The sequence below is a fragment of the Acinetobacter sp. WCHA39 genome, assembly GCF_002165385.1.
Taxonomy (GTDB): Bacteria; Pseudomonadota; Gammaproteobacteria; order Pseudomonadales; family Moraxellaceae; genus Acinetobacter.
In genome coordinates, this window is the sequence record NZ_NHRP01000042.1 from 1 (window position 1) to 22,379 (window position 22,379).

Annotated in this window: 25 protein-coding genes; 12 read left to right on the top strand and 13 right to left on the bottom strand. The window is 39.1% G+C overall.

Annotated features, from left to right (window positions below):
• Window positions 1–229 precede the first annotated feature (229 nt).
• The 3 genes from CDG56_RS14880 to CDG56_RS14890 are packed head-to-tail and all read left to right on the top strand — an operon-like array spanning window position 230 to window position 2,063.
• Window positions 230–994 carry an energy transducer TonB gene (locus CDG56_RS14880; protein ID WP_087548310.1) on the top strand — a complete coding sequence of 255 codons (765 nt, stop codon included), beginning with the start codon at window positions 230–232 and terminating at the stop codon, window positions 992–994.
• A 42-nt stretch (window positions 995–1,036) separates the two neighbouring features.
• Window positions 1,037–1,657 (top strand): MotA/TolQ/ExbB proton channel family protein, encoded by a 621-nt coding sequence (locus CDG56_RS14885; protein ID WP_005162437.1) that lies wholly within the window; start codon window positions 1,037–1,039, stop codon window positions 1,655–1,657.
• A gap of 1 nt (window position 1,658) precedes the next feature.
• Window positions 1,659–2,063 (top strand): ExbD/TolR family protein, encoded by a 405-nt coding sequence (locus CDG56_RS14890; RefSeq protein WP_005162434.1) that lies wholly within the window; start codon window positions 1,659–1,661, stop codon window positions 2,061–2,063.
• Window positions 2,064–2,109: 46 nt separating this feature from the next.
• On the opposite strand, the gene msrA is transcribed toward CDG56_RS14890, so the two are convergent.
• From msrA to thyA, 4 genes are all read right to left on the bottom strand, one after another.
• Entirely contained in the window at window positions 2,110–2,634 is a 525-nt protein-coding gene (msrA, locus tag CDG56_RS14895; protein WP_087537288.1) for a peptide-methionine (S)-S-oxide reductase MsrA, read from the bottom strand.
• 339 nt (window positions 2,635–2,973) lie between these two features.
• Window positions 2,974–4,029: a DUF4105 domain-containing protein gene (locus CDG56_RS14900; RefSeq protein WP_087548311.1), complete on the bottom strand. Its 1,056-nt coding sequence runs from the start codon at window positions 4,027–4,029 to the stop codon at window positions 2,974–2,976.
• A gap of 20 nt (window positions 4,030–4,049) precedes the next feature.
• A complete protein-coding gene (locus CDG56_RS14905) occupies window positions 4,050–4,559 on the bottom strand; it encodes a dihydrofolate reductase (RefSeq protein WP_087548312.1) in 510 nt (169 codons plus the stop codon).
• Window positions 4,560–4,581: 22 nt separating this feature from the next.
• On the bottom strand, window positions 4,582–5,424 hold the full coding sequence (gene thyA / locus CDG56_RS14910; RefSeq protein WP_087537285.1) for a thymidylate synthase: 843 nt from the start codon (window positions 5,422–5,424) through the stop codon (window positions 4,582–4,584).
• Between the two features lie 171 nt (window positions 5,425–5,595).
• On the opposite strand from thyA, the gene CDG56_RS14915 reads away from it, so the two are divergent.
• Window positions 5,596–6,378, top strand: a complete 783-nt coding sequence (locus tag CDG56_RS14915) for a YwqG family protein (RefSeq protein ID WP_087537284.1) — start codon at window positions 5,596–5,598, stop codon at window positions 6,376–6,378.
• A 48-nt stretch (window positions 6,379–6,426) separates the two neighbouring features.
• Here the strand turns inward: CDG56_RS14915 and CDG56_RS14920 are convergent, their stop codons facing one another.
• The 3 genes from CDG56_RS14920 to CDG56_RS14930 form a co-directional block, all read right to left on the bottom strand.
• Entirely contained in the window at window positions 6,427–7,002 is a 576-nt protein-coding gene (locus CDG56_RS14920) for a xanthine phosphoribosyltransferase (protein WP_087548313.1), read from the bottom strand.
• A gap of 88 nt (window positions 7,003–7,090) precedes the next feature.
• Complete coding sequence (locus tag CDG56_RS14925) at window positions 7,091–7,795, bottom strand: DUF3108 domain-containing protein (RefSeq protein ID WP_005162415.1); 705 nt, start codon at window positions 7,793–7,795, stop codon at window positions 7,091–7,093.
• 195 nt (window positions 7,796–7,990) lie between these two features.
• The gene (locus CDG56_RS14930) at window positions 7,991–8,671 is read right to left on the bottom strand and encodes a hypothetical protein (RefSeq protein WP_004658922.1); all 681 of its coding nucleotides are present in this window, start codon (window positions 8,669–8,671) and stop codon (window positions 7,991–7,993) included.
• A gap of 287 nt (window positions 8,672–8,958) precedes the next feature.
• Between CDG56_RS14930 and CDG56_RS14935 the strand changes: the two genes are divergently transcribed.
• Window positions 8,959–9,843: an energy transducer TonB gene (locus tag CDG56_RS14935; RefSeq protein WP_087548314.1), complete on the top strand. Its 885-nt coding sequence runs from the start codon at window positions 8,959–8,961 to the stop codon at window positions 9,841–9,843.
• 84 nt (window positions 9,844–9,927) lie between these two features.
• On the opposite strand, the gene CDG56_RS14940 is transcribed toward CDG56_RS14935, so the two are convergent.
• The 4 genes from CDG56_RS14940 to miaB form a co-directional block, all read right to left on the bottom strand.
• On the bottom strand, window positions 9,928–10,176 hold the full coding sequence (locus tag CDG56_RS14940) for an antibiotic biosynthesis monooxygenase family protein (RefSeq protein ID WP_005162409.1): 249 nt from the start codon (window positions 10,174–10,176) through the stop codon (window positions 9,928–9,930).
• Between the two features lie 68 nt (window positions 10,177–10,244).
• Window positions 10,245–10,730, bottom strand: coding sequence for an rRNA maturation RNase YbeY (gene ybeY, locus CDG56_RS14945; protein ID WP_005162402.1), 486 nt, complete (start codon window positions 10,728–10,730; stop codon window positions 10,245–10,247).
• A gap of 72 nt (window positions 10,731–10,802) precedes the next feature.
• A complete protein-coding gene (locus tag CDG56_RS14950; RefSeq protein WP_005162400.1) occupies window positions 10,803–11,879 on the bottom strand; it encodes a PhoH family protein in 1,077 nt (358 codons plus the stop codon).
• A 39-nt stretch (window positions 11,880–11,918) separates the two neighbouring features.
• The gene (gene miaB, locus CDG56_RS14955) at window positions 11,919–13,370 is read right to left on the bottom strand and encodes a tRNA (N6-isopentenyl adenosine(37)-C2)-methylthiotransferase MiaB (protein WP_005162399.1); all 1,452 of its coding nucleotides are present in this window, start codon (window positions 13,368–13,370) and stop codon (window positions 11,919–11,921) included.
• Window positions 13,371–13,669: 299 nt separating this feature from the next.
• On the opposite strand from miaB, the gene CDG56_RS14960 reads away from it, so the two are divergent.
• The 4 genes from CDG56_RS14960 (at window position 13,670) to CDG56_RS14975 (ending at window position 17,846) form a co-directional block, all read left to right on the top strand.
• Window positions 13,670–15,577 carry a transglycosylase SLT domain-containing protein gene (locus CDG56_RS14960; RefSeq protein WP_413772790.1) on the top strand — a complete coding sequence of 636 codons (1,908 nt, stop codon included), beginning with the start codon at window positions 13,670–13,672 and terminating at the stop codon, window positions 15,575–15,577.
• Window positions 15,578–15,604: 27 nt separating this feature from the next.
• Window positions 15,605–16,291: a hypothetical protein gene (locus CDG56_RS14965; RefSeq protein ID WP_004658910.1), complete on the top strand. Its 687-nt coding sequence runs from the start codon at window positions 15,605–15,607 to the stop codon at window positions 16,289–16,291.
• Between the two features lie 167 nt (window positions 16,292–16,458).
• A complete protein-coding gene (locus CDG56_RS14970; protein WP_087548315.1) occupies window positions 16,459–17,445 on the top strand; it encodes a malate dehydrogenase in 987 nt (328 codons plus the stop codon).
• 158 nt (window positions 17,446–17,603) lie between these two features.
• Complete coding sequence (locus CDG56_RS14975) at window positions 17,604–17,846, top strand: DUF2789 family protein (RefSeq protein ID WP_087537277.1); 243 nt, start codon at window positions 17,604–17,606, stop codon at window positions 17,844–17,846.
• 25 nt (window positions 17,847–17,871) lie between these two features.
• Here the strand turns inward: CDG56_RS14975 and CDG56_RS14980 are convergent, their stop codons facing one another.
• Window positions 17,872–18,399, bottom strand: a complete 528-nt coding sequence (locus CDG56_RS14980) for a hypothetical protein (RefSeq protein ID WP_087542767.1) — start codon at window positions 18,397–18,399, stop codon at window positions 17,872–17,874.
• A 64-nt stretch (window positions 18,400–18,463) separates the two neighbouring features.
• Window positions 18,464–19,075, bottom strand: coding sequence for a 2OG-Fe(II) oxygenase (locus tag CDG56_RS14985; RefSeq protein ID WP_087548316.1), 612 nt, complete (start codon window positions 19,073–19,075; stop codon window positions 18,464–18,466).
• A gap of 119 nt (window positions 19,076–19,194) precedes the next feature.
• On the opposite strand from CDG56_RS14985, the gene CDG56_RS14990 reads away from it, so the two are divergent.
• The 3 genes from CDG56_RS14990 to CDG56_RS15000 are packed head-to-tail and all read left to right on the top strand — an operon-like array spanning window position 19,195 to window position 22,013.
• A complete protein-coding gene (locus CDG56_RS14990) occupies window positions 19,195–20,052 on the top strand; it encodes a 23S rRNA (adenine(2030)-N(6))-methyltransferase RlmJ (RefSeq protein ID WP_004658904.1) in 858 nt (285 codons plus the stop codon).
• Between the two features lie 49 nt (window positions 20,053–20,101).
• Window positions 20,102–20,935: a CDP-diacylglycerol--serine O-phosphatidyltransferase gene (gene pssA, locus CDG56_RS14995; RefSeq protein ID WP_087548317.1), complete on the top strand. Its 834-nt coding sequence runs from the start codon at window positions 20,102–20,104 to the stop codon at window positions 20,933–20,935.
• A gap of 16 nt (window positions 20,936–20,951) precedes the next feature.
• The gene (locus CDG56_RS15000; RefSeq protein ID WP_087548318.1) at window positions 20,952–22,013 is read left to right on the top strand and encodes a DUF6670 family protein; all 1,062 of its coding nucleotides are present in this window, start codon (window positions 20,952–20,954) and stop codon (window positions 22,011–22,013) included.
• Window positions 22,014–22,379: the final 366 nt, after the last annotated feature.

Below are 22,379 nucleotides of genomic sequence, written 5' to 3' on the forward strand. Positions count from 1 at the left end.
ATCATATTCGTCGTCAGAAAACAAGTATTATGCCATTATTTCAATGAGTTATCTTTTTTTGTCGTGTACAGAGAAATTGATCAATCAATTAAAAGATGTTCACAAAAAAATAGTTGCAAATGAAAACACTTCTCATTTATTATTGCGCCACTTTAATTGTTCTATCCGATGACTGAAATCGTTTTTCACTTTGTAAAGATTTCACCATCTATTAGGTACTTAGATTCTTATGAGTCAATCTCCTGCGATATTGAATATGCCACACTCGATGAAAAAGAAGATCATCACTGCACTTGTTGCGGTTGTGATTGGACATGCAGGAGTTCTGTGGGCAGTTAGCCACATGAAGCCAATTGAGTTAAAACCAATTGAGAAAAAGCCACTCAAGGTTAAGTTTGTTAAAATTGCGGAACCACCTAAACCAGAACCACCTAAGCCGAAAGAAAAGCCAAAACCTGAACCTAAAAAGGAAGTGAAAGAAGTAAAAGTGATTGATAAGCCTTTACCTCCACCACCGAAAAAAGTTGAAAAAGTACAACAGGTCAAAGCAGAAACACCAAAAAAAATAGTGCAAAAGACTGAACCTAAAGTCGAATCCAAAGTTGAAACGAAGGTTGTTAGTACAACTGTGACAGAAAAGCCAGTGGAAAAACCACAGCCTGTTGTGCAACCAGAGGCGCCTAAAGCACAGCCAGCTGCTGATTCTTCACCAAAACGAGTTTCTATCGGGGGGACAGGTATTCAATGGAGTAGATCTCCAAGAGTATCATTTACTCCGAAAGATTTAGAAAATCAGACACGCTTAATTACGATCTATATCGAGGCAGATGAAAAAGGTAAAGTAACCAATGCTCGAATTACTCGTAGTAGTGGTTTACCAAGTCTTGATGAAAAGGCTTTACGCGCTGTTAGAAGTTCAAAGTTTAAACCGTATATGGAAAATGGTATTGCTTATCCAATCAAAACAGAGCAACCGTTTGAATTTAATCCTTAATAAATTTGCGTCCTAGTGACAGATTAAATCAGGAGTTCGTATATGAACTTTTCAGTTTATTGGCAACATGCAGATGCAGTGAGTAAAACCCTGTATTTCATCCTTTTAGCAATGTCGATTGCAACGTGGACGATCTTTATTCTACGTCTATTAGGAACACGCCAATTAAAACAACAGGCTTACAGTCAACTTGTTCAAGCTTTGGCTCAGCTTAAATCTAAGTTACAACCTTTGACCTTTGAACAACGCAAAGCGGTTGCTGAGCAAGCTTTACTTCGTCAAATCTCGGCTGAAAAATCTCAAGCAGAAAAAGGTGTATCTGTTCTTGGAACAATTGCTTCGCTTGCGCCATTTGTGGGTTTGTTTGGGACTGTTTGGGGTATTTTCCATGCACTTGTCGCTGTAGGTACGAGCGGTCAGGCGGGTTTAGCTCAAGTTGCAACTCCTGTTGGTGAAGCATTGATCATGACTGGCTTGGGTTTATCTGTGGCGATTCCTGCGGTATTGGCTTACAACATTTGTGTACGTTTCAATCGTGGTTTAGCACATGATTTACAAGATCAAGCACATAGCTTGTTAATCGATACGATGTTGCAGCAAGAAACACCTGCAAAGACAGAAACTAAAGCGACTCAACAAAGTTTAGTTGGAGGTCAAGCTTAAGATGGGCTTTCAATTGGGTGAAGACCACGACAGTGGCATGAATGAGATGAATCTCATTCCTCTGATCGACATTATGTTGGTATTGATGATTATCTTTTTAGTCACAGCAACGGTTGCTAACCCATCAATTCCATTAGCTTTACCAAAAACGACTGCTGACATTGTAGACCCACCACCAAAAGCAATCACCATCAGTATTAATGAAAAAGGTGAAGTGGCGTGGGATGCTCAAATTATTAGTTTGGATGAGTTACAGACGCGTTTCCAAGAAGCAGCAAAAGCAGAAACAAAACCGACAGTACAGTTACGTGCTGATAAAGAATCAAAATACGATACAGTAGCGCAAGTCATGTCACGGGCGAGTGAAGCAGGGTTGAGTGATATTGCATTTGTGAGTGAAAACTAAAATTTATTTCATAAAAAAGCAACTCAGTGAGTTGCTTTTTTTATGCTTACTCTGTTTTGAGTAGTTCGAGATATTTTGAACGCAATTTTGACAGTTTTGGTGGGATGCTAAAATTGCAGTAACCTTGTGATGGGTTACGGGCATAAAAATTTTGATGGTATTCTTCAGCAGGGTAAAATGTTGGTGCTGGGCTAAGTTCAGTTACGATATTGAGACCATCATTTTCTAAATCTTGAATAATTTTCTCCGCTTGCTGCTTTTGTTCATCATTAAAATAATAGACAACAGAACGGTATTGGGTGCCAACATCATTACCTTGACGATTTAAAGTAGTTGGATCATGGGTGGTAAAGAAAACATTTAGGAGTTGAGTATAATTGATTTGCTGTTCATCAAAGTCAATCAATACAACTTCTGCATGTTGAGTATTACCTTGGCAAACTTGATCATAACTTGGATTGTGAACGATACCACCAGCATAACCACTCACAACTTTTTCGACGCCTTTTAGTTGTAGAAAAACAGCTTCTACACACCAAAAGCAACCTCCACCGAATAATGCTTGTTGCATAAATTTTCCCAATTTTTAATTCTAAGAATACTAATAAAGTATACGAAGTCAATGAAAAGTAAAAGCCCATCATCAATCAGAGATTTAGCTTTTTATGTCACAAAATCAAATAACTGATTCAGTATCCCTTATAAATTTCATAAAAATTCACCTAAGCCTGAGCATATTTTTCCTATGTATTCATGATGTGGCATTTCTATCCACGATCTTGCAATAATTTGCGAGGATGATAGTGGATTCGCGATCATCAAGTGAATGCATATATCTTGATTGATTTAAATCAATCAAGATGGACTATAGAAGGAGATTCAGTATTGTTTTGTTAAAAAGCGAAATGGACTAATTTGCTTTTGGTAATCCTTGTCGAATGATTTTCGAAAAATATTCACTGGATTGATCTGGTTGTTGTTCATATTTTTCAGCACGTGTATTGATCCATGCCAATTGATACCATTCTTTCATACTATAATTTTGATTAAGTGCTTGTAGATAAAAAAGATAATTGGGCAAATAGCCTGAAGCCAGTAAACGATAATCTTTAGGTAAAGTTTGTGGGTTGATCGCTTGGATCATGTCAAAAACGAGTGTTGTACAGTTGCTTGTGAGCGTGTTGTACCATTTTGCTTCAGCACGTAACTCATCTGCTTTATGTAGATATTCGATAAATAGCGCTTTACGTTCAGTCTGAGGCATTCTTATTGGAAATAAATAAACTTGTTCATGACGAATATTACTTCGCGTATAAATCAAATCTTTTTCATCAGAAGCCACTAAACTGAGTTCATATTTACGGAAGAAGCCACCAATCGCGGAAAATTCTTCTCCTTTTTCTTTGCGAATCTCGATAGAAAAAACCAAAGGTTTTTGATCTGAGAAATCGAAACTCACTAACGTATGCGCGATTTGAGGTCCCATCCAGTAGGATGTGATAACATTGACGCCTGTAATTTTATCTAGGTCAATTGTACGATTTTCCCAGCGAATGTCATAAGTGCCGTCTTTATGCCAATTAAAATTACGCACATTATGCAACTGTACTAGATTGCCTTGCTTTTGGTAAGTAAGCTGCTCAGCGACTTCAGGATTCCAGTCACGATCTTGTCGAGCCTCTAATGAAAAATACCAGACCAGTGAACAGGCGAAGGCAACACAGTAAATTAAAATATCAGTACGGCGACTAAAAATATGCCCACTGACATAAACACCAAGTAGGCTAAGTGCAAACAGTGCCCAAAGAATGATAATGATTCGGCTGAAGATTGTTCCAAAAGGATGTTGAATCCAGAATGCTAGACATAACCAGATACTTGAGAGGATCACAAATAAGGCAAAAAAACTGTGTAATAGCCCAATGCCTAGCGCCAGTAAAAACTCACGTGATCCAATATTATGCATGATGACGCGCGATCCATTTTTTATTTTTGGTAGGTCGCAAACTCGAAAGCAATATTTGATTTTTCATCAATGTGTTGTTCTGAGTTTACTTTGCGAAAATCCTCAGAGATTTTTGGGTAATGTGCATCACCTTGTACATCTAGATCAACATGGGTTAATTCAAGACGATCACCAATTGCGAGGGTTTGAGTAAAAATCTCTCCACCCCCAATAATAAATAAAGATGCTTTTTCAGCGTGTTGTACGTCTGTAAGTGCATGTGTCAAAGCATCTTCAATGCTATGTGCTACTTTAACGCCCTCAAATTGCCATTCAACATCACGCGTGATGACCCAATTCACACGATTTGGAAGTGCGCGTCCCATTGACTCTAAGGTTTTACGCCCCATCAGGACAACACCGCCTTGGGTAATCGCTTTAAAGTGTTTGAGATCAGCTGAGATATGCCACGGTAAAGCATTGCCCTTGCCAATACAGTTGTTTTTATCCATTGCGACTACGTGGACAACTTCAATACCTTGCCATGCCATTTTTATATTCTCTCTGATCGATTTAAACTGCGACTGGTGCTTTAATAGCAGGGTGTGACTCATAACCAATAATTTCGATATCCTCAAATTTGAAGTCAAAAATATCAGTGATCTCAGGATTGAGTTTTAATTGACACAACGGTAGCGGCTCACGTGTAAGCTGCAATTGTGCTTGCTCAAAGTGATTAGCATATAAATGAGTATCACCACCTGTCCAAACAAAGTCACCGACACCTAAGCCGCAAACTTGAGCAATCATATGTGTAAGTAGGGCATAACTGGCAATATTAAATGGCACGCCTAAGAAAACGTCCGCACTGCGCTGGTAAAGCTGGCATGAGAGCTTATTGTCCTGAACAAAAAACTGGAACAGGGTATGGCAGGGCGGCAAGGCCACTTTCCCAGCCTCATTGGGATTCCAGCCTGAAACGATCAAACGGCGTGAATTGGGATTAGTTTTAATTTCATTCACAAGCCATTGAATCTGATCAAAACCATTTTGCTGATAGCTACCATCTTCATTTTGAGTTGCGCCAAAGTTACGCCATTGATGCCCGTAAACAGGACCAAGTTCACCCTCAGGGCGACCAAAACGTGCAGTTTGTTCTGCGGTCGCCCATTCATCCCAAATGCTGACTTTATTATCTTTGAGATATTGAACGTTGGTATCGCCTTTTAGAAACCATAGTAGTTCAATCACGATAGAGCGGAAGTGCACTTTCTTGGTCGTTAATAGTGGAAAGCCCTTAGAAAGATCAAAACGCATCTGATGACCAAATACTGAACGTGTACCCGTACCTGTACGATCGCCTTTGTCGCCGCCATTGTCGAGGATATGTTGTAAAAGGTTCAGGTATGTTTGCATCTTCACGCCTATTTTTGCTTTTGATCGCGCTGATTTTATCAGAATTTATGTGATAAATATCTTTTCAATTTGGCGACATTGATTGTCGCAGTTTAATCCTTATGCTCTATTCCAATATAGCTGATTGTTTTATATTAGATTCTATAAATAACGATATGGATAATCAGTACAATGAATTTTAAACCAGAAACTTTGCCGAACAGTTTGCAGCCATTCTTAGAAAAAATTTCAGCTACTATTTTGCCAACAGTAACTTTACAGCTCAGTTCAAACGATGCTTTGACTGTATGGCAAAGTAAGGTTGGGGGAGAACCTTACTTACCTTTGGATACTGCTTATCCTTTAGATTCTAATGGTAATCCTCTTGCTTTATTGGCCCAGTTTAATTTTGCGGAAATTCCAAGTTTACCTAATTTCCCAGACAAGGGAATTTTGCAATTTTATATTGCAGCTGATGATTCATTTGGTATGAATTATGACAATAAGCAAAAGCAATCAGATTTTCGGATTTTGTATTTTGAGCATGTGATTGATGATATTCAGCAGCTTAAACAGGATTTTTCTGATATTGAAATCGAGGAAGATGATCTTGATTATTTACCTTTTGATGGACAATACGCAGTTGAATTTAAACTTGAGCAGCAGCCAATCAGTATTGATGACCATGGTTTTAATATTGGAACAGGTGAAAATGACTTCTATGTAGCATATAGTGAGACATTGTCTGCAATGGGACATCGCTTAGGCGGTTATCCGTATTTTACTCAATCTGATCCACGAGACTATAATAAAAATATTATGGATTATATCTTACTATTTCAGGTCGATACTGATGATAGTAAAGGAGTCAATATTATGTGGGGTGATTGTGGTGTGGCAAATTTCTTTATTCACCCTGAAGACTTAAAGAAACGTGATTTTTCCAAAGTCTTGTATAACTGGGATTGTTGTTAAATAAAAAAGCGGATGAAGATTCATCCGCTTTTTGCCCGATACACAATCTTATTCTGTGACAAAAATAACTTTGCCATCAGTCAAAGACTCAACACGCGCTAAAGATTCAACACGATAGCCTTTTTCAAGTAGCACATCACGACCTGGTTGGAATGACTTTTCAATCACGATACCCACACCCACAACTTCCGCATTAGCCTGATGAATCAGGTCGATGAGGCCCAGTGCAGCCTGACCATTTGCCAGAAAGTCGTCAATCACAAGCGCTTTATCTGTTGCGTTAAGATGCTTGTTAGAGATCGCGATAGTGCTTTCAGTTTGTTTGGTGAATGAGAACACTTTAGAACGGTAAAGATCATCTTTGAGTGTTAAAGATTGGTATTTACGCGCGAAAATTACTGGAACACCCAGCTCCAAGCCAGTCATGATTGCAGGTGCAATTCCAGAAGCTTCGATCGTAATAATTTTAGTAATGCCTGCATCTTTAAAACGAGCAGCAAACTCTTTACCAATCTGTTGCATTAACACGGGGTCAATTTGATGATTTAAGAAAGCATCAACTTTCAAAACCTGATCAGATAGAACGATACCTTCATTTAAGATTTTCTGTTCTAAAGCGTACACGGGAGAATCCTCTAAACGGATGCTTTTTCAAGCAAAGGCATATTTTAAAAAGCATCTAAAAAATTGCAAGCTAAAATTGACCAGATGGTTAGTTGGTTTTGCCTGAATAGCCTGTTAATAATAAGCCATAAGAAGATTTCCCATCATTATGTGCCATTTTGACAGGTAGGTAATCAAGTTTTGGTGCTAACCAAAATACCGTATTACGTTCTGGTTTATCGTGTTGCATAACGACTTTAATGGTGCTGAACGTCCCATAATTGGTTTTGATGGTTTCTGTGCCTTGCTTAACAAAACGGCGTTCATCTAAAGCTTTTGCATCAGCAATTAAATATTTGGTTCTAAGTGAATTACTTTTTAAATCCTCACGGATTTGCAATTCAGCATTCAGTTCATCTAACGCACCTGCTTGCCATGGGAATGAGCGGGCGGTGTCATCTTTTTTCGTATTCACAACTTTAGTGTTTGGATTAAAGTTAATACTCATCGTATTACTGTGAATTAAGATTTTGCTGCTGCGGCTAAACTTTTGTGAAGTAATTTTATTATCCACAAAGCTAAATTGACTCGTTTCCGAGGCTGAGGCAATTCCGCCTGCTTTTGCGCTAAACTGATAGGTCCAATTATTTCCTTGTTGCGAAAGTGTACGTGTCGCTGAACCGAGGTTTTTGTTGTTGTAGCTAAATTGATAGCTTGCTTGGAAAGGTGCCATTGCTAGAGCATGGCTAGACATGCTGACACTGAACAGGGCAGCCGACGTAATACTCACTACTTTCAATAATTTCTTTGTCATCACGCTATATATCCTTTGAATGATCATCAATGAGCAATCATTCATTTATCATTAAGATTTATGATTATTATGCCTGTAGATTATGAAGAAAAAATCAGGTTTTTTACTCAATGCTTGTTAATTTTTCGTATAAATCATGATGGTATTTGAGTAAGTGGCATAAATCTGAAATTCATACCACCCTATTCAATACGATTATTTTCTAGTGTCTTTTTGCTGAATTGGCGTGACTTCTGTGTCGTCTAATCCTTCTTCATCAAAGTCATCTTCATTTGGCGGATACAAAATGGCAGCCAAATTGACGTTCCCCCAAACAATCAGTTCGGCTGGACGGACTCTGGCGCGGTTTACATGAACTTTGCTCAGCGTTTCAATAATACTCGGTTTCTTTTTAAACCAGCGATTTAAATCTAAATAGAGTAATTCATCTTTGACTGAAACAACTTCAAAATGCTCTAAGATTTTTCCTAAAGGATCTTCATCACGAAATTTTTGGTAATACCAAATCGCAATATAAAATCCCCATTTTTGGAAAATATTCTTAAATGATGCTTCAATCACTTGTGTATTACTAATTTGTTCGAACACCATCAGTTGAACATCTTTATTCATTTCCATTTGAATAAGTTTTAAATCAACGGATAACGTGGTATGTAGCCCTTTAACATCAATCGTGGAATATAAACGTAGCCATCCATCATATAGATCAGCGTGTAGATCTTGAATAATTCCAACTTTTTCTGTGACATAACGCTCCATTGTCGCATTCACAAATACCTGTGAAAGTGCAAATTCTCTTTCTTCTTCAATGAATTCTTCTGCTTTTTGGTAAACTTTACGTAGACGTTTAACAACGGATGAAATTAGCGTTTGCATAAAAGTTGTTCCAGAAAGTGAATTGATTATAGATTTTTTGATGTTTCTAACCGAACTCAATCATCAACAAATCTGACTGCAATACCACGATCTTTGTATTAGCTAAAAAATAAAAATAAATTTCTGACTTGCAGTGTAGCAAAATTAATTGCTACATTTTCATAAAATGATGGTACGGAAACACTGTGACTATAAGTGGATCACATTTTTTTAATATTTTGAATATTAGTTTGGTTTTATACCGTGATTGCTGTTGGGGATGAGACATATTTTGTCGCTTGAATGCCATGTGGAATAAAAGAAATTTTCGTTCAGTACTGTCCCCTTACTGGTGGCAAGATCCAATTTTTATAGGGGCAGTTGCGTTAGCGATGCTTCTACATGGTGCTGTGCTTGCAATTCAGTTCGCAATGCCATCACCTACAGATACATCAACCAAAGAAATCGCAGTTACGGTTCGTACAAGTCAAGAAAAAGTCAAAGATGCCGATTTCTTGGCGCAAGCTGATCAAAAAGGTTCAGGTGACTTTCGTGAAGCACATCGTATGTCGAGTGATATGCCAGCTCCGATGGAAGCAGATGCGACAACAGGAGAGTCTGAGCTCGAAAGTTTAGAGAAAGTCCAGCAAAAACGAGAATTAAAATTTGAAGAAAAAGTGCTCATGACGGTTTTAAGCTGGCAGAAGCAAGTAGAGCAAACTGAACGTAAAAAAACCTTAGATGAGTTACAGAGTCAATTTCAAGCCAAAGCCGCGATGGTTGCGAGTTTGGAAGCACAATATTTACAACGTCAGCAAAATTTTAGTCGTAAACAACGTATTAAAACAGTAGATGGGATTCAGGCAAAACAAGATGCGTCAGCAGCTTATCTTGATAAATTTCGTCAAAAAGTTGAACTATACGGTAATCGTTATTATCCAGATGAAGCGAAACAACAACATTTATCGGGTGAAGTACGTTTAATGGTGATCCTGAATGCACAGGGGGGTATCCGTGCCATTCGTCTCATTGAAGGCTCAGGACATGCGATTCTGGATGATGCGGCAAAAGCTTCAGTGCGCCGTGGAGCACCATTTGGAGCTTTTGATGCCAATATGAAAGATATTTCTGAGCTTAGAATTGTGCGTACCTGGCGTTTTGATCCTGTCGATGCTGAATTTGAAGTGCATTGATTATATGGGCGAACAGCATATTGAATAAAACCTAATGCCTTATCTTCAGCCGTTTTGTTATTACATTTGTGGATAAGTTGGTATTTATACACAATCTCTTTTTTGACTGAAATAAGCACGTTCAACTGTACAGATTTCCACACTAAAATCCTGATACCATTTTTCTTTACCCAAACGCTGAGCAACTAAATGTTCTGCATCGCGTTGCCACTGCTTGATATCTTCAAGGCCACGCCAGTAAGACAACGCAATTTCAAAACCATTTTCATTACACGCTTCAAACCTGATGCAGTTAAATTGACTCAAGGCTTTATTTCTCAGCTTCTGTGCCATTTCAGATTAAGTTGCATCAAGTTGTTTGATCGTAGCTTTAAAAATAACGATATACATAGTGTCTTAAATTAGCTTTCATCGGCTTGATAAGGATTGGCAATCCCTAGTTTTTTTAAAATCTCAATTTCTAAAGCTTCCATTTCTTCTGCTTCAGCTTCACTGGTTTCGTGATCGTAGCCAAGTAAATGTAAAACGCCATGAACCAATAAATGCGTGAAATGATCAGTTGGTGTTTTTTGCTGTTCTGCGGCTTCTTGTAAAACCACAGGGATACAAATCACCAAGTCACCCAAAGGTTCAGCATCCAGTAAACTCAGCATTTCTTCAGGAATATCGCTTGGAAAAGACAATACATTGGTCGGTTTGTCTTTTTCACGATATTGCAGATTCAGCTCATGGCTTTCTGCGAGGTCCACGCAGGCAATTCCGATTTCGCAGTCTACGTCGAAACCGACATGACGGAGTGTGGTTTCAATCTGCTTTTTAATTTGACCACGTTTTAGTGGTAATTCATTCGCTTGAAAGTCTTGTTGAAGACTTAAATTGATTTTCAAAATAGATCCTTAAAATCGTCCCCCTGATATGCGATTAAAGTATTGCAATAAAAGGGGGAGTGAGGGGGATTTTTAAATGTGTTGCGCATCTGCTGCAGAATCATTTTCTGCAATCAATGCTTCTTGTTTGGCTTTGCGTTCGGCACGGGCTTCAGCAGACAGGCGTTGCTGTTCACTGTCCCAACCTTCGTAAGCTTCAACAATTTTTTGTACCAATTGGTGTCGTACCACATCACGAGAATGGAAACGCGTGATATGAATTTCATGTACATTTTCCAGTACACGTAATGCTTGTGCTAAGCCCGATTGTTGCCCACGAGGTAAGTCAACCTGTGTCACGTCACCTGTAATCACAGCACGCGAACCAAATCCTAAACGGGTAAGGAACATTTTCATCTGTTCTGGTGTGGTGTTTTGTGCTTCATCTAAAATGACGAATGAGTGGTTCAGCGTACGTCCACGCATGTAGGCAAGCGGAGCAACTTCAATCACTTGGCGTTCAATCAGTTTGGCCACTTTTTCAAAGCCCAGCATTTCATAGAGAGCATCGTAAAGTGGACGTAAATAGGGATCGATTTTTTGGGTCAAGTCACCCGGTAGAAAACCGAGTTTCTCGCCAGCTTCAACCGCAGGACGAACCAGTAAGATTCGTTGGATTTCATTACGCTCTAACATATCCACTGCAGCAGCAACTGCTAGATAAGTTTTACCAGTCCCTGCAGGGCCAATCCCGAAGGAAATATCGCTTTGTAAAATACGTTGTACATAACGCTTTTGATTGGCACCACGAGGATTGATTCGCCCTTTGCGGGTCTGTAACCAAACGCTATCTAAGCCTGTATGTTCTTGTTCGGAATCATCCATGAAATCACGATCTGTCTGTGAACCTTGGATCATCAAATGTAAAACATCGGCACTGATTTGTGAGGAAATTTCTGATTCTTGATAGAGCCGTTGCAACAGTGCCTCGGCCCTTTCGACTGTTTCTATATCACCGTCTAGATAAAAGGCATCGCCTCGGTGAGTAATTTTGACATCTAAACGTTGTTCGATTTGCTTTAAATGCCCGTTGTATGCACCGAGCATTCGTTTTAAATGTTCCATGGAAATTTCAGGGAACGTTACAGTACGTTTAATCGCTGAAGTCAAGAGAAACCCTTTTAGCTCACGTGTAGGAATACCCTTACATTACGCCACGTCAGGTTCAAGATTCAAGAGTTCACCATAAACTAAATTTAAAGTTTTAATTTCAGTGATCTCAATCTCTGCGAAACGTCCAACCCATGTCGCATCACCGATAAATGTAACCAAACGAGTATTGTCTGCTGTGCCAACCAATACATTTGGATCTTTATCCGATACTTTTTCAATCAAGACACGTTCAATTTTACCCAGCATAGCATCAGTTTTATCAATACTTGATTGTTTGATCACTTGCTGAACTTGAGCCAAACGGTCTTTTTTCACCTGTTCTGGGGTATCATCTGGCAGGTCAGATGCAGGCGTACCAGGGCGTTTTGAATAGACAAAACTATATGAATGATCAAAATCTAAATCTTTAATAAACTGTAATGTTTCCGCAAAGTGTTCATCTGTTTCACCCGGGAAACCAATAATGAAGTCGCTAGATAAATGCATATCTGGGCGAACTTTACGTAATTTGGCAATTTTATCAATGTAGACATCAATGGTGTGGTTACGTTTCATGGCTTGCAACACATCGTTGGAACCACTTTGTACTGGCAGATGTAAATGTGAAACCATTTGTGGTAAATCACGATAGCATTGAATTAAATCATCAGAAAACTCAAGCGGATGAGAAGTCGTATAGCGTAAACGTCCAATACCTGGAATTTCTGCAACTAAACGCAGCAGTTCAGGGAAAGTGCAAATTTCACCTTCAAAGGTTTCACCACGATAGCCATTCACGTTTTGACCAAGCAAGCTGATCTCACGCACGCCTTTTTCAGCTAAGCCCGCGATTTCAGCCAATACATCATCGAGTGGACGAGAAACCTCTTCACCACGAGTATAAGGTACCACACAGAATGAACAGTATTTAGAGCAACCTTCCATGATTGAAACGAATGCTTTAAAGCCTTCCACACGTGGCTCAGGCAAAAAGTCGAACTTTTCAATATCTGGGAAAGAAATATCAACTAGCTTGATTTTTTCTTTCTTTGGCTTTTCAACTTGAGCTTGATGTTGATCCAACATTTGTGGCAAACGATGCAAGGTTTGTGGACCAAATACCATATCGACGTATGGTGCACGTTTTTGAATGTTGTCACCTTCCTGAGAGGCAACACAGCCACCGACACCAATCACCAGATCAGGATTCTGTTCTTTGAGTTTACGCCAACGACCTAAGCCACTGAACACTTTTTCTTGTGCTTTTTCGCGAATTGAGCAGGTGTTCATGAGCAGAATGTCTGCATCATTTGGATTGTCAGTGAGCACATAACCATGTGAATCACCCAATAAGTCTGCCATACGATGACTGTCATACTCATTCATCTGACACCCTTGCGTTTCAATATATAATTTTTTAATTGAAACATCAGTGGTGTGCGTTGGCTGGGTAACAGTGTTTTCTGAAGCAGCTTTTACAGCACTTGGAATGAATGTTTGAACCGTCATGCAGGCTCCTAAACAAGGTGGATTTAAACAAACCGCGGATTATAGCAGTATTTTTGTAAGAACGCAGAGAATAAAAAACTGACAAAAATGGACAGTTTATGAATAAAATTGGATGAATTTTAATGAATATGAATCAGCAAGTTACATAACACAACAATTGTATGAAGGCAGACTTATTACACTATGATGGCAGGGAAAATTGGGCAAATGTATTGATGAAGATGAATAAGCAACATGATTTTACAACAACCATGATCAATAAACTGAATAACAAGAAAAACTTCCGTCGACTTGTTGCGATGGGAGGCGTGGTGATCTGCTCATCTGTATATGCTCTAGACGAACAATTTAATGATGCTCTACGTGCTGCGAGTTCTGGCAATATTGCATTGCTCGATCAATATCAATATGAAATGCAAAATGATGTATTAGGTTATTACCCTGAGTATTGGAAATTGAATACCAACCTAGGGCTACAACCTGCTTCTTCAATTATCGCTTTTGCGCAACGTTATCCTCAATCAGCGATGGTTGAAAAATTAGCAGCAGATTATGTCGAAGAAAAAGTAAAACAAGCCAGTTTTAATGAAGCAAAACCTGTACTCAGCTATGTCACTAATCCTGACCAAGAAGAGAGTTGTGCGGTTGCACAAGTCCGTGCCAAAACGGGTGATAGTCTAGTTTTTGCTGAATATAAAGATATTTGGTTAACGACAAGTACACAGCCTGAATCGTGTAATGGTTTAGGGCGACTGATGTTATCTAGTCCTCTGATGACTGCTCAAGATCGTCAACAACGACTTTGGGGACAACTGCGAGCAGGTCAATCTGGTTTAGCGATTGCGACCGCCCAAACTATAGGTCTGGATTTGTCCTTGGCTCAGTTGAATCAGATCCAAGCCAATCCATTGGCATATTTATGGAATGCTCCTAAAGCCAGCGATGCTGATTATGCATATTTAATTTTTGCATTGGGACGTGTCGCAGATAGTGATTTCACCAATGCTTTAGGAAATATTCAGCGTATTGCACAAGATACTCCTCAACCTGTACAAAAATATTTATATCGTACGGTAGGTTATGTGGGTGGAACGACGGTCATGAAGAATGGCTTTAACCGAGAAGTGTTAAATGCCTATGATCAAAGTTATGGTTATCCGTTTAGTCCAGAAGAAGCCGAAATTTATGCACGTCAAGCGATTCGTTTTGGTGCTTGGGAAAGCCTGATTCGTGCAATTGATGCCATGTCAATCACGCAGAAACAAGAAGATCGTTGGCAGTACTGGCTTGCTCGTGCTTCTGAACAGCGCTCAGATGCTGCTTCAAAGCAAGCTGCTCAACAGATTTATCGTAAGCTGGCACAAGCTGGGGATGACTACCATAATTTGCTAGCCAAAGATCGTTTAGGCGAACGTTATAATCATCAGCCTTATAACGAGCAACCAAGTTCACAAGATATTCAACGGTTAAACCAAAATATCCACTTTAAACGTGCATTTGCGTTAAAAAATATTGATGCACCAGCAAATTACATTAATCGCGAATGGAATTGGGCAGTCCGCCAAGCGTATTTGCAGCATGATGATGGTTTACTTTTAGCTGCCGCTAAGCAAGCGCATGATATTGGTTGGTATGACCGAGCAATCTATGCCGCAGATCGTACAACCTCGCGCCATAATGATACTTATCGCTATACAACACCACACCGTAGTAATGTCACGAGTCACAGTTACAATGCTGGTATTGATCCAGCTTGGGCATATGGTTTAATGCGCCAAGAAAGTCGGTTTGTTACATCCGCACGTTCACATGTGGGTGCAGGTGGTTTAATGCAAATTATGCCGAATACTGCAAAGTTAGTTGCACGCCAAATGGGTGAAACTTATAACCCAGCGGCTCTAAGTGAAATGAATATCAATATTCGTTATGGGACATACTATCTGTCAATGATTCAAAGCCAACTGAGTGGCAATGCTGTATTAGCAACAGCAGGTTACAATGCTGGCCCAAATCGTGCAAAACGATGGCAGCCAGATTTTCAAAACATGGCGGCTGATCAATACACAGAAACGATTCCATTGTTGGAAACACGTGATTACGTCAAACATGTGATGACCAATGCGACGCATTATGGTGTTGTGTTAGGGCTAGGCGCGCAATCCTTAGAAAAAAGGATGGGGACAATACCTGTGCGCAATGAACCTTAAAGGAACAAAGACATTTAATTTGAAACAATGAAGTTTTTATATTTGATGAAATTTATGAATTTATTCAAGGGACGGTTAGTTCGATCATTGCAGATCTTGATCTGTTACTTGGTCATGTCACTTGCTGCGCCGTTACATGCTGCAGAGAACCCTGATATTTCGGGTTATGTGATGCATGTTCAAATGACTCCGGCAGCTTGTTCCTTTGATTCATCAAGACAAAAACAGCGTAAATGTTTAGAAGGCTATTCTCTTACTATCGCAAGCTTATTGCCAGAAGTTCCTTTAAATCGGGATTGTTCCACTAAAACCTCTGCGAAATTATCCCCCTTGCAAGCTAAAGTTGTGGCGCGTGTAATGCCCGATGAAAATGCACGTGTGCAACTCTGGCAAGATGTTGGAGGGTGTATGTCGATGAATGCCAGTCAATATTTTAGAACGATTATTAATTTTGCTGAGCGCTTAAAAGTACCTGCTGATTTAACGAGTCCGAATACCATTGAAGTGCAAAAAGAAAACCTTCGACAACAATTTATGAAATTAAACCCGTCATTACCTCCTACAGGAATTCGCTTTACCTGTCAGTCTTCAAAATTTGATTCCATTTTGACTGAGATTCGGGTGTGTTATCAAAAAAATGGGCAATATAAACAATGTGCAAGTCATATTGTGACGGGATGTCCAAATGAATTTACAATTAAAGGCAGTTATTAAGCTTTTTCTTCACTTAATTTGTATTTTCTATCAGACTTTTGTTGAAATCCATTCTCTTTTAAATGCATCTGTGTTTGCTTTAGAGTACAATATTTGCCGTTTATGATAATTCGATTGAACCACTTTAGCGTTCAATTGTGCAAACGCATCTCATTGGAGAATATCACATGAAGCAACCCGTTCGTGTTGCCGTTACAGGCGCTGCAGGTCAAATTGGTTATAGCTTATTATTCCGTATCGCAAGCGGTGAAATGTTAGGTAAAGATCAACCTGTAATTTTACAATTGCTTGAAGTTCCTTTTGAGAAAGCTCAACAAGCGCTTAAAGGCGTAATGATGGAACTTGATGACTGTGCTTTCCCTTTATTGGCAGGCATGATCGGGACTGATGATCCTAAAGTTGCATTTAAAGATGCTGACTATGCTTTATTAGTTGGTTCACGTCCACGTGGTCCAGGTATGGAACGTGCTGACTTATTAAAAGTAAATGGCGAAATCTTTATTGGTCAAGGTCAAGCACTTAACGAAGTTGCTAGCCGTGACGTTAAAGTATTGGTTGTAGGTAACCCTGCAAATACCAATGCATACATCGCAATGAAATCTGCTCCAGATCTTCCAGCGAAAAACTTTACAGCAATGTTACGTCTTGACCACAACCGTGCGTTAACTCAACTTGCTCAAAAAGCGGGTGTTGCTGTTTCTGACATCGAAGATATGACAGTTTGGGGTAACCACTCTCCAACAATGTATGCTGACTACCGTTTTGCTAAAGCAAATGGCGAAAGCTTAAAAGACAAAATCAACGATGCGGCTTGGAACAAAGATGTATTCCTTCCTACAGTTGGTAAACGTGGTGCTGCGATTATCGAAGCACGTGGTTTGTCTTCAGCTGCTTCAGCTGCGAATGCTGCAATCGATCATATGCGTGATTGGGCATTAGGTACAAATGGTCAATGGGTAACGATGGGTATTCCTTCTGACGGTTCTTATGGTATTCCAGAAGGCGTTATGTTTGGTTTCCCTGTAACAACTGAAAACGGTGAATACAAAATCGTTCAAGGTTTAGAAATCGACGAGTTCAGCCGTGAGCGTATCAACTTCACGTTAAATGAACTTGAAGAAGAACGTGCTGCAATTGCAGACATGTTGAACTAATTTATCAGTTTGATAGATTGAAAAAGCACCTTTCATAAGGTGCTTTTTTCATGCTAACTACACACAAAAAACAACAAGAAAATATAGACATCTTTCTGTATGTTAGCAGTATTACTGTTAAATTATTTCTATGAAGTAACTTGTTTGGGAGAATAACAATGTTTGAACAACAACCAACACTTGAGCTTTTATTTGAGCAGCTTGGACTGGAGGCAGATGATGCCTCAATTGAAAGTTTTGTAAAAACCCATCAGCTCAGTGCTGACCAGAAATTACATGAAGCTGAGTTCTGGAGCGTAGGTCAGCGAGATTTTCTAAAAAGTCATTGGCACAAAGATGATGAATGGGCCATTGTGATTGATGAACTGAATCAACAGTTGCATGTAGACAGTACCAAATAATGATTCAGTAAAAATAAAGCTCACATCAGTGAGCTTTATTGCGTAATAGGGTGCTAAACCATTCTTCTTTGCGGACTTCACCAAAAGCAGGATGAAGCTGCAATAACTCTAAATCATGTTCTAAGCAAGATACGTATTTCGTTAGCCAATGCCGTGTTAATGCTGGTTCTTGCTTCGCAGCTGAAGCGTAAGCCAAGAAGAAATAAATCTCTAAGTGTTCTGTATATGCCAAAGGTTTAAGAATTTGCTGTGTAATTAAAGCAAAACGCTGCTCTTTGGTTATCTCAAAGTAAATCATATACGCTTTGGCTAAACATAAAGACAAATTCAAATACAAACTTAATGGCATTTCATCATATTCAATACGTGCTTGTTCAAGCAGTACGATTGCTTCCTGTAAGAAGTGTAATTGTTCCTGACGTACATGGCTGAGTACGACTAGCTGTAAACGCAGATCAGCACGCTCTAAAGCAAGTTCAGGACTATTGTTCTCTAAAAAGAGCTGGTCAGTTTCACCAATTCGTGCAATGACTTGTTTCGTCTCATTCGACATGTATTGATCCATAATCATCAGTTATGCTTAGCTATATAAGGCTGTTTTCTTGAATTTAAAGGGCTTAGCCCTGATTCCAGATTGAGCCTCCACTGCGTAACCATGCAGTAATCGACAAGCGCTGGTGATTTGAGCGTAGAACCTCATGTAATAAATCGCTCTGGAAAATCGCCAGACGATTAGGCGTGGGCTGGATAATATGCCATTGACCATTTTTATCCTGCAAACGTAATTGACCACCCCAATCTTCCTGCCAATCTTTATGTAGATAAAAAACGGTTGAAATCATGCGGTCATTTTTTTGTTGAGGATTATCACGATGTAAAGCATAAAATTCACCTGCGTTATAGCAGGCAAAATGTGCTTCTACTTCTTTAATCCCAAGATAAAAAGCCTGATTTAACGCTTGTGAGAACTCTTCTAAAGCTTGGATATGCTGTTGGGCAATCGCTAACTGACCATCAATCCATAGAATATGGTCACTACGGATATGACTGACAACGCCGTTTTGTACTCCTGCTGCTCTGAATTCAGCAAGATGGGTGCTGCATTCTTGTACTAGCGATTCCACATATTCAGCCGAGTAGACATCATCAATTAGAGCAAAACCAAATTCATTTAAATCATCTAAAATTTGATCTAAGTTCCATGAACTTGTGAAAGAGGTTTGTTGCATAGAACTCCAGTTCATTAGTAAGTTGATTACAGTGCAATTTTAGATGATCACATCAACGCTAAAGAATACTTTTTTCTTTCATGTTAAACTATCCTTTGAATTGAGGAATAATTGTCAACATGAATTACCGTCACCATTTCCATGCGGGTAACTTTGCCGATGTTATGAAGCATGTACTTTTGCTTCAACTGCTCGCTCGTTTAAATGCTAAAGATAAACCTTATCGATATATCGATACCCATGGTGGTGCAGGTAAATATGATTTATCTACGTCTGAAGCACAAAAATCAGGTGAGTTTTTAACGGGTATCCACCGTTTGGTCAAGCTTGATGATTCGATTAAACGTAATGCACCTGAAGGCATAAAACAATATCTTAAAATTGTTGAAGATATGCGTGCAGGTTCAGGTAAAGGCGCTTATCCAGGTTCACCTTGGTTTGCGCTTGAAGGCATGCGTGATATTGATAAAGCAACTATATTTGAAATGCAGCGTGATGTGTTTCAACAATTGTATTTTAATATTCGCGATAAACGTGCGGGTTTGCATGAGCGTGATTTTTATGAAGGTCTGATGGGTGTCATTCCACCTAAAGAAAAACGCGGATTGGTCATGATTGACCCACCTTACGAAATTGAGCGTAAAGACTTCCCACAATTGGTTGAAATTCTCCAAGCCGCACATAAAAAATGGCCAACAGGTGTGTTTGCAGTTTGGTATCCAATCAAAGATCGCGCCATGATTGAACGTTTTGAAAAGAAAATGTTCAAAACAGGAATTCGTCGCCAATTAATTTGTGAAATCTGTGTATGGCCAGATGATACACCAGTTGGCTTGAATGGCTGTGGTCTGCTAGTGATCAATCCACCCTGGAAATTTTCAGAAGATGCAGATCAGGCCCTACAATGGCTATTCCCGCATTTACGTATGAGTGAAAATGGTGGTCATGCCGCTGTGCGTTGGTTGGTGGGTGAATAACCCATCTCGCCACTAAAGAAGTCAAAATATTCTCGAGGAATTGAAAATAATGACAAATTCTCTTAAACCTGATGCTGATTTAAATGAAGAAGACCATTCTTTTGATGGCATCACCTTTGAAGTGGAAGAAGAAGAACAAACGCATGAAGGGCAAAAAGTAAAACGCCGTGGTATTTATTTATGGCCTAATCTTATTACTACAGCAGCGTTGCTTTCTGGTTTTTACTCCATTATTGCGAGTATGAATGGCAACTTTAATCAGGCGATTTACGCAATCTTTTTAGCTGCATTGCTTGATGGATTAGATGGTCGAGTTGCACGCGCAATCGGTGCGCAAAGTGCATTTGGTGAGCAGTATGATTCACTTTCTGATTTATTGGCTTTTGGTGTTGCACCAGCGATTCTGATGTATAGCTGGAGTTTACATGATCTTGGACGTATCGGTTTAGCTTGTTGTTTTATTTATACCGCGTGTGCTGCATTTCGTTTAGCACGTTTTAATGTGCAAATTGGTGTGGTGGATAAGCGTTACTTTATTGGAATTGCGAGCCCATTAGCTGCTGTTACTGTGATTTCAGTGGTGTGGGTCGGTCGTGATTTCCCATTTGTTTTTGATTTAAAAGATATTGTGATTCAAGTAATCAACTCTGTTGTGATGGTTGGTGTTGGTTTACTTATGATTTCAAATATCAAATACTATTCATTTAAACAAATGGATCGTAAACGTGTACCTTTTGTTGTGATGTTGCCTGTGGTCTTGATTTTTGCAGCAATCACGTACAACATTCCAGTAGGGATCTTGATTGTATGCATTCTTTATGTACTTTCAGGCTTTGTAACGACTTTATTTGCAAAAAAGAATGAAGCAAAAATAATAAATTAGAAAAGAGAGGTTCAGTATGCCAATATTGATGAATAACAATCAATTAAAGCGGCTGAACCTCAATAAGTCAGAAGCTTTAACATTCTATCCGCCAAAAGGCTTATTTAAAATTGTTTATCAAGCTTTAATTCTGCCGAATTTACCTGAGCCCTTTTATTACTTAAATTTTATTAGTCTAATCGGTCAACCTCGCATTCCGATTTGTTATAACGCCAGTGCTATTACTACGACGGCAATTGATACTGCGACCGTTTTGGTCAGTAGTAGTGCCTCAACTGTTGGACATCTCAAAAGTTATAGTGCCAAAGAGCAGTGTCAATTGGAGCAAGACCGTTATCAGTTTTTAGATGTAGATCAAATCCAAGTTGATTTCCCAAATTATTATTTTAAGCGTGATGATGATGAGCTCGGTTCTCAACTGCAAGTGAATATTGACTCTGAAATAGAAAATCATTCAGCTTTACAATGGGGAGTTGGCGATTATTGGTATGTGCGTTGCCAATGTGAAGGGGAAATCACCTATAAAAAACAAAAGTATCAAATTGAAGCACAGGGTATTTTAAAACATGCTAGAGCCATGTATTTGCCTTTTATAGCCTTTCATTTTTTTACCTATCAAATCATTCAGATTAATGCAGATTTGCAAATTATTTTGTCCGAACTCAGAAACCAGTGGAATAGTATTATTTTTTCTCGGATTGAAATTCAGTCGAATGAACAGCAATCTCGACTTTATGATGATCAAGTCATTTTTGATGTCAGCCGTGTTTATCCAAAAGTACAAACACCAAATGGACGAGATATGTATTTACCACGAGAATTTAGTTGGCAATTTTCAGAAAAGGATGTTGTTGTCTTTCAACTAACAGCACAAAGTCGAGGTGATTATAAATTTGGTTTGGCAGCAGGTTATGTGGGCAGCTTTCACTATCAACTCTTATGGGACAATGGGAGTTATGAGGGCACGGGATACTGTGAATATATTGATTGCAGACCTCTACACTGGCAAGAAAAAAATAAAACTGAGCAAATAATCGACCAAATCGCACATTTTCAGCCTTATTTGTGTAAAAAATAATCGGTTGGTGCGATAAGTAAAATAAATCTGAATAAATCGCTTGCACCTGCCCTGAAATCCTGTAGAATGCACATCCATCGGCGGTGATGCAGATAAAAACTTGTTGAGAAACAAGGATTTGGCTAGATTGGTTGGATTCTTGGGTTGATTGGTAGGTTTTAAAAATATCGAAATTACCTGTTGACTTTAGTTTAGATTAGAGTAACATAGCCGACCTAGCTTGATGATGACGAATCATCGAGAAGATCATTAAGAGAATAGAAGAACAACTTGTGTGGATTTTTACTGGTTGATCAATCGAAAATATTTCATTGATTGAATGGTAGAAATTTCTCGAAGTTTATTTGAGCGAATTTTTAGTCAGAA

Bases quoted from the DNA above. Each gene is read 5' to 3' on its own strand.
- CDG56_RS14880 (WP_087548310.1), top strand. From the start codon at position 230: ATGAGTCAATCTCCTGCGATATTGAATATGCCACACTCGATGAAAAAG.
- CDG56_RS14885 (WP_005162437.1), top strand. From the start codon at position 1,037: ATGAACTTTTCAGTTTATTGGCAACATGCAGATGCAGTGAGTAAAACC.
- CDG56_RS14890 (WP_005162434.1), top strand. From the start codon at position 1,659: ATGGGCTTTCAATTGGGTGAAGACCACGACAGTGGCATGAATGAGATG.
- msrA (WP_087537288.1), bottom strand. From the start codon at position 2,634: ATGCAACAAGCATTATTCGGTGGAGGTTGCTTTTGGTGTGTAGAAGCT.
- CDG56_RS14900 (WP_087548311.1), bottom strand. From the start codon at position 4,029: ATGCATAATATTGGATCACGTGAGTTTTTACTGGCGCTAGGCATTGGG.
- CDG56_RS14905 (WP_087548312.1), bottom strand. From the start codon at position 4,559: ATGGCATGGCAAGGTATTGAAGTTGTCCACGTAGTCGCAATGGATAAA.
- thyA (WP_087537285.1), bottom strand. From the start codon at position 5,424: ATGCAAACATACCTGAACCTTTTACAACATATCCTCGACAATGGCGGC.
- CDG56_RS14915 (WP_087537284.1), top strand. From the start codon at position 5,596: ATGAATTTTAAACCAGAAACTTTGCCGAACAGTTTGCAGCCATTCTTA.
- CDG56_RS14925 (WP_005162415.1), bottom strand. From the start codon at position 7,795: ATGACAAAGAAATTATTGAAAGTAGTGAGTATTACGTCGGCTGCCCTG.
- CDG56_RS14930 (WP_004658922.1), bottom strand. From the start codon at position 8,671: ATGCAAACGCTAATTTCATCCGTTGTTAAACGTCTACGTAAAGTTTAC.
- CDG56_RS14935 (WP_087548314.1), top strand. From the start codon at position 8,959: ATGTGGAATAAAAGAAATTTTCGTTCAGTACTGTCCCCTTACTGGTGG.
- CDG56_RS14940 (WP_005162409.1), bottom strand. From the start codon at position 10,176: ATGGCACAGAAGCTGAGAAATAAAGCCTTGAGTCAATTTAACTGCATC.
- miaB (WP_005162399.1), bottom strand. From the start codon at position 13,370: ATGACGGTTCAAACATTCATTCCAAGTGCTGTAAAAGCTGCTTCAGAA.
- CDG56_RS14960 (WP_413772790.1), top strand. From the start codon at position 13,670: ATGGGAGGCGTGGTGATCTGCTCATCTGTATATGCTCTAGACGAACAA.
- CDG56_RS14965 (WP_004658910.1), top strand. From the start codon at position 15,605: ATGAAGTTTTTATATTTGATGAAATTTATGAATTTATTCAAGGGACGG.
- CDG56_RS14970 (WP_087548315.1), top strand. From the start codon at position 16,459: ATGAAGCAACCCGTTCGTGTTGCCGTTACAGGCGCTGCAGGTCAAATT.
- CDG56_RS14975 (WP_087537277.1), top strand. From the start codon at position 17,604: ATGTTTGAACAACAACCAACACTTGAGCTTTTATTTGAGCAGCTTGGA.
- CDG56_RS14980 (WP_087542767.1), bottom strand. From the start codon at position 18,399: ATGTCGAATGAGACGAAACAAGTCATTGCACGAATTGGTGAAACTGAC.
- CDG56_RS14985 (WP_087548316.1), bottom strand. From the start codon at position 19,075: ATGCAACAAACCTCTTTCACAAGTTCATGGAACTTAGATCAAATTTTA.
- CDG56_RS14990 (WP_004658904.1), top strand. From the start codon at position 19,195: ATGAATTACCGTCACCATTTCCATGCGGGTAACTTTGCCGATGTTATG.
- pssA (WP_087548317.1), top strand. From the start codon at position 20,102: ATGACAAATTCTCTTAAACCTGATGCTGATTTAAATGAAGAAGACCAT.
- CDG56_RS15000 (WP_087548318.1), top strand. From the start codon at position 20,952: ATGCCAATATTGATGAATAACAATCAATTAAAGCGGCTGAACCTCAAT.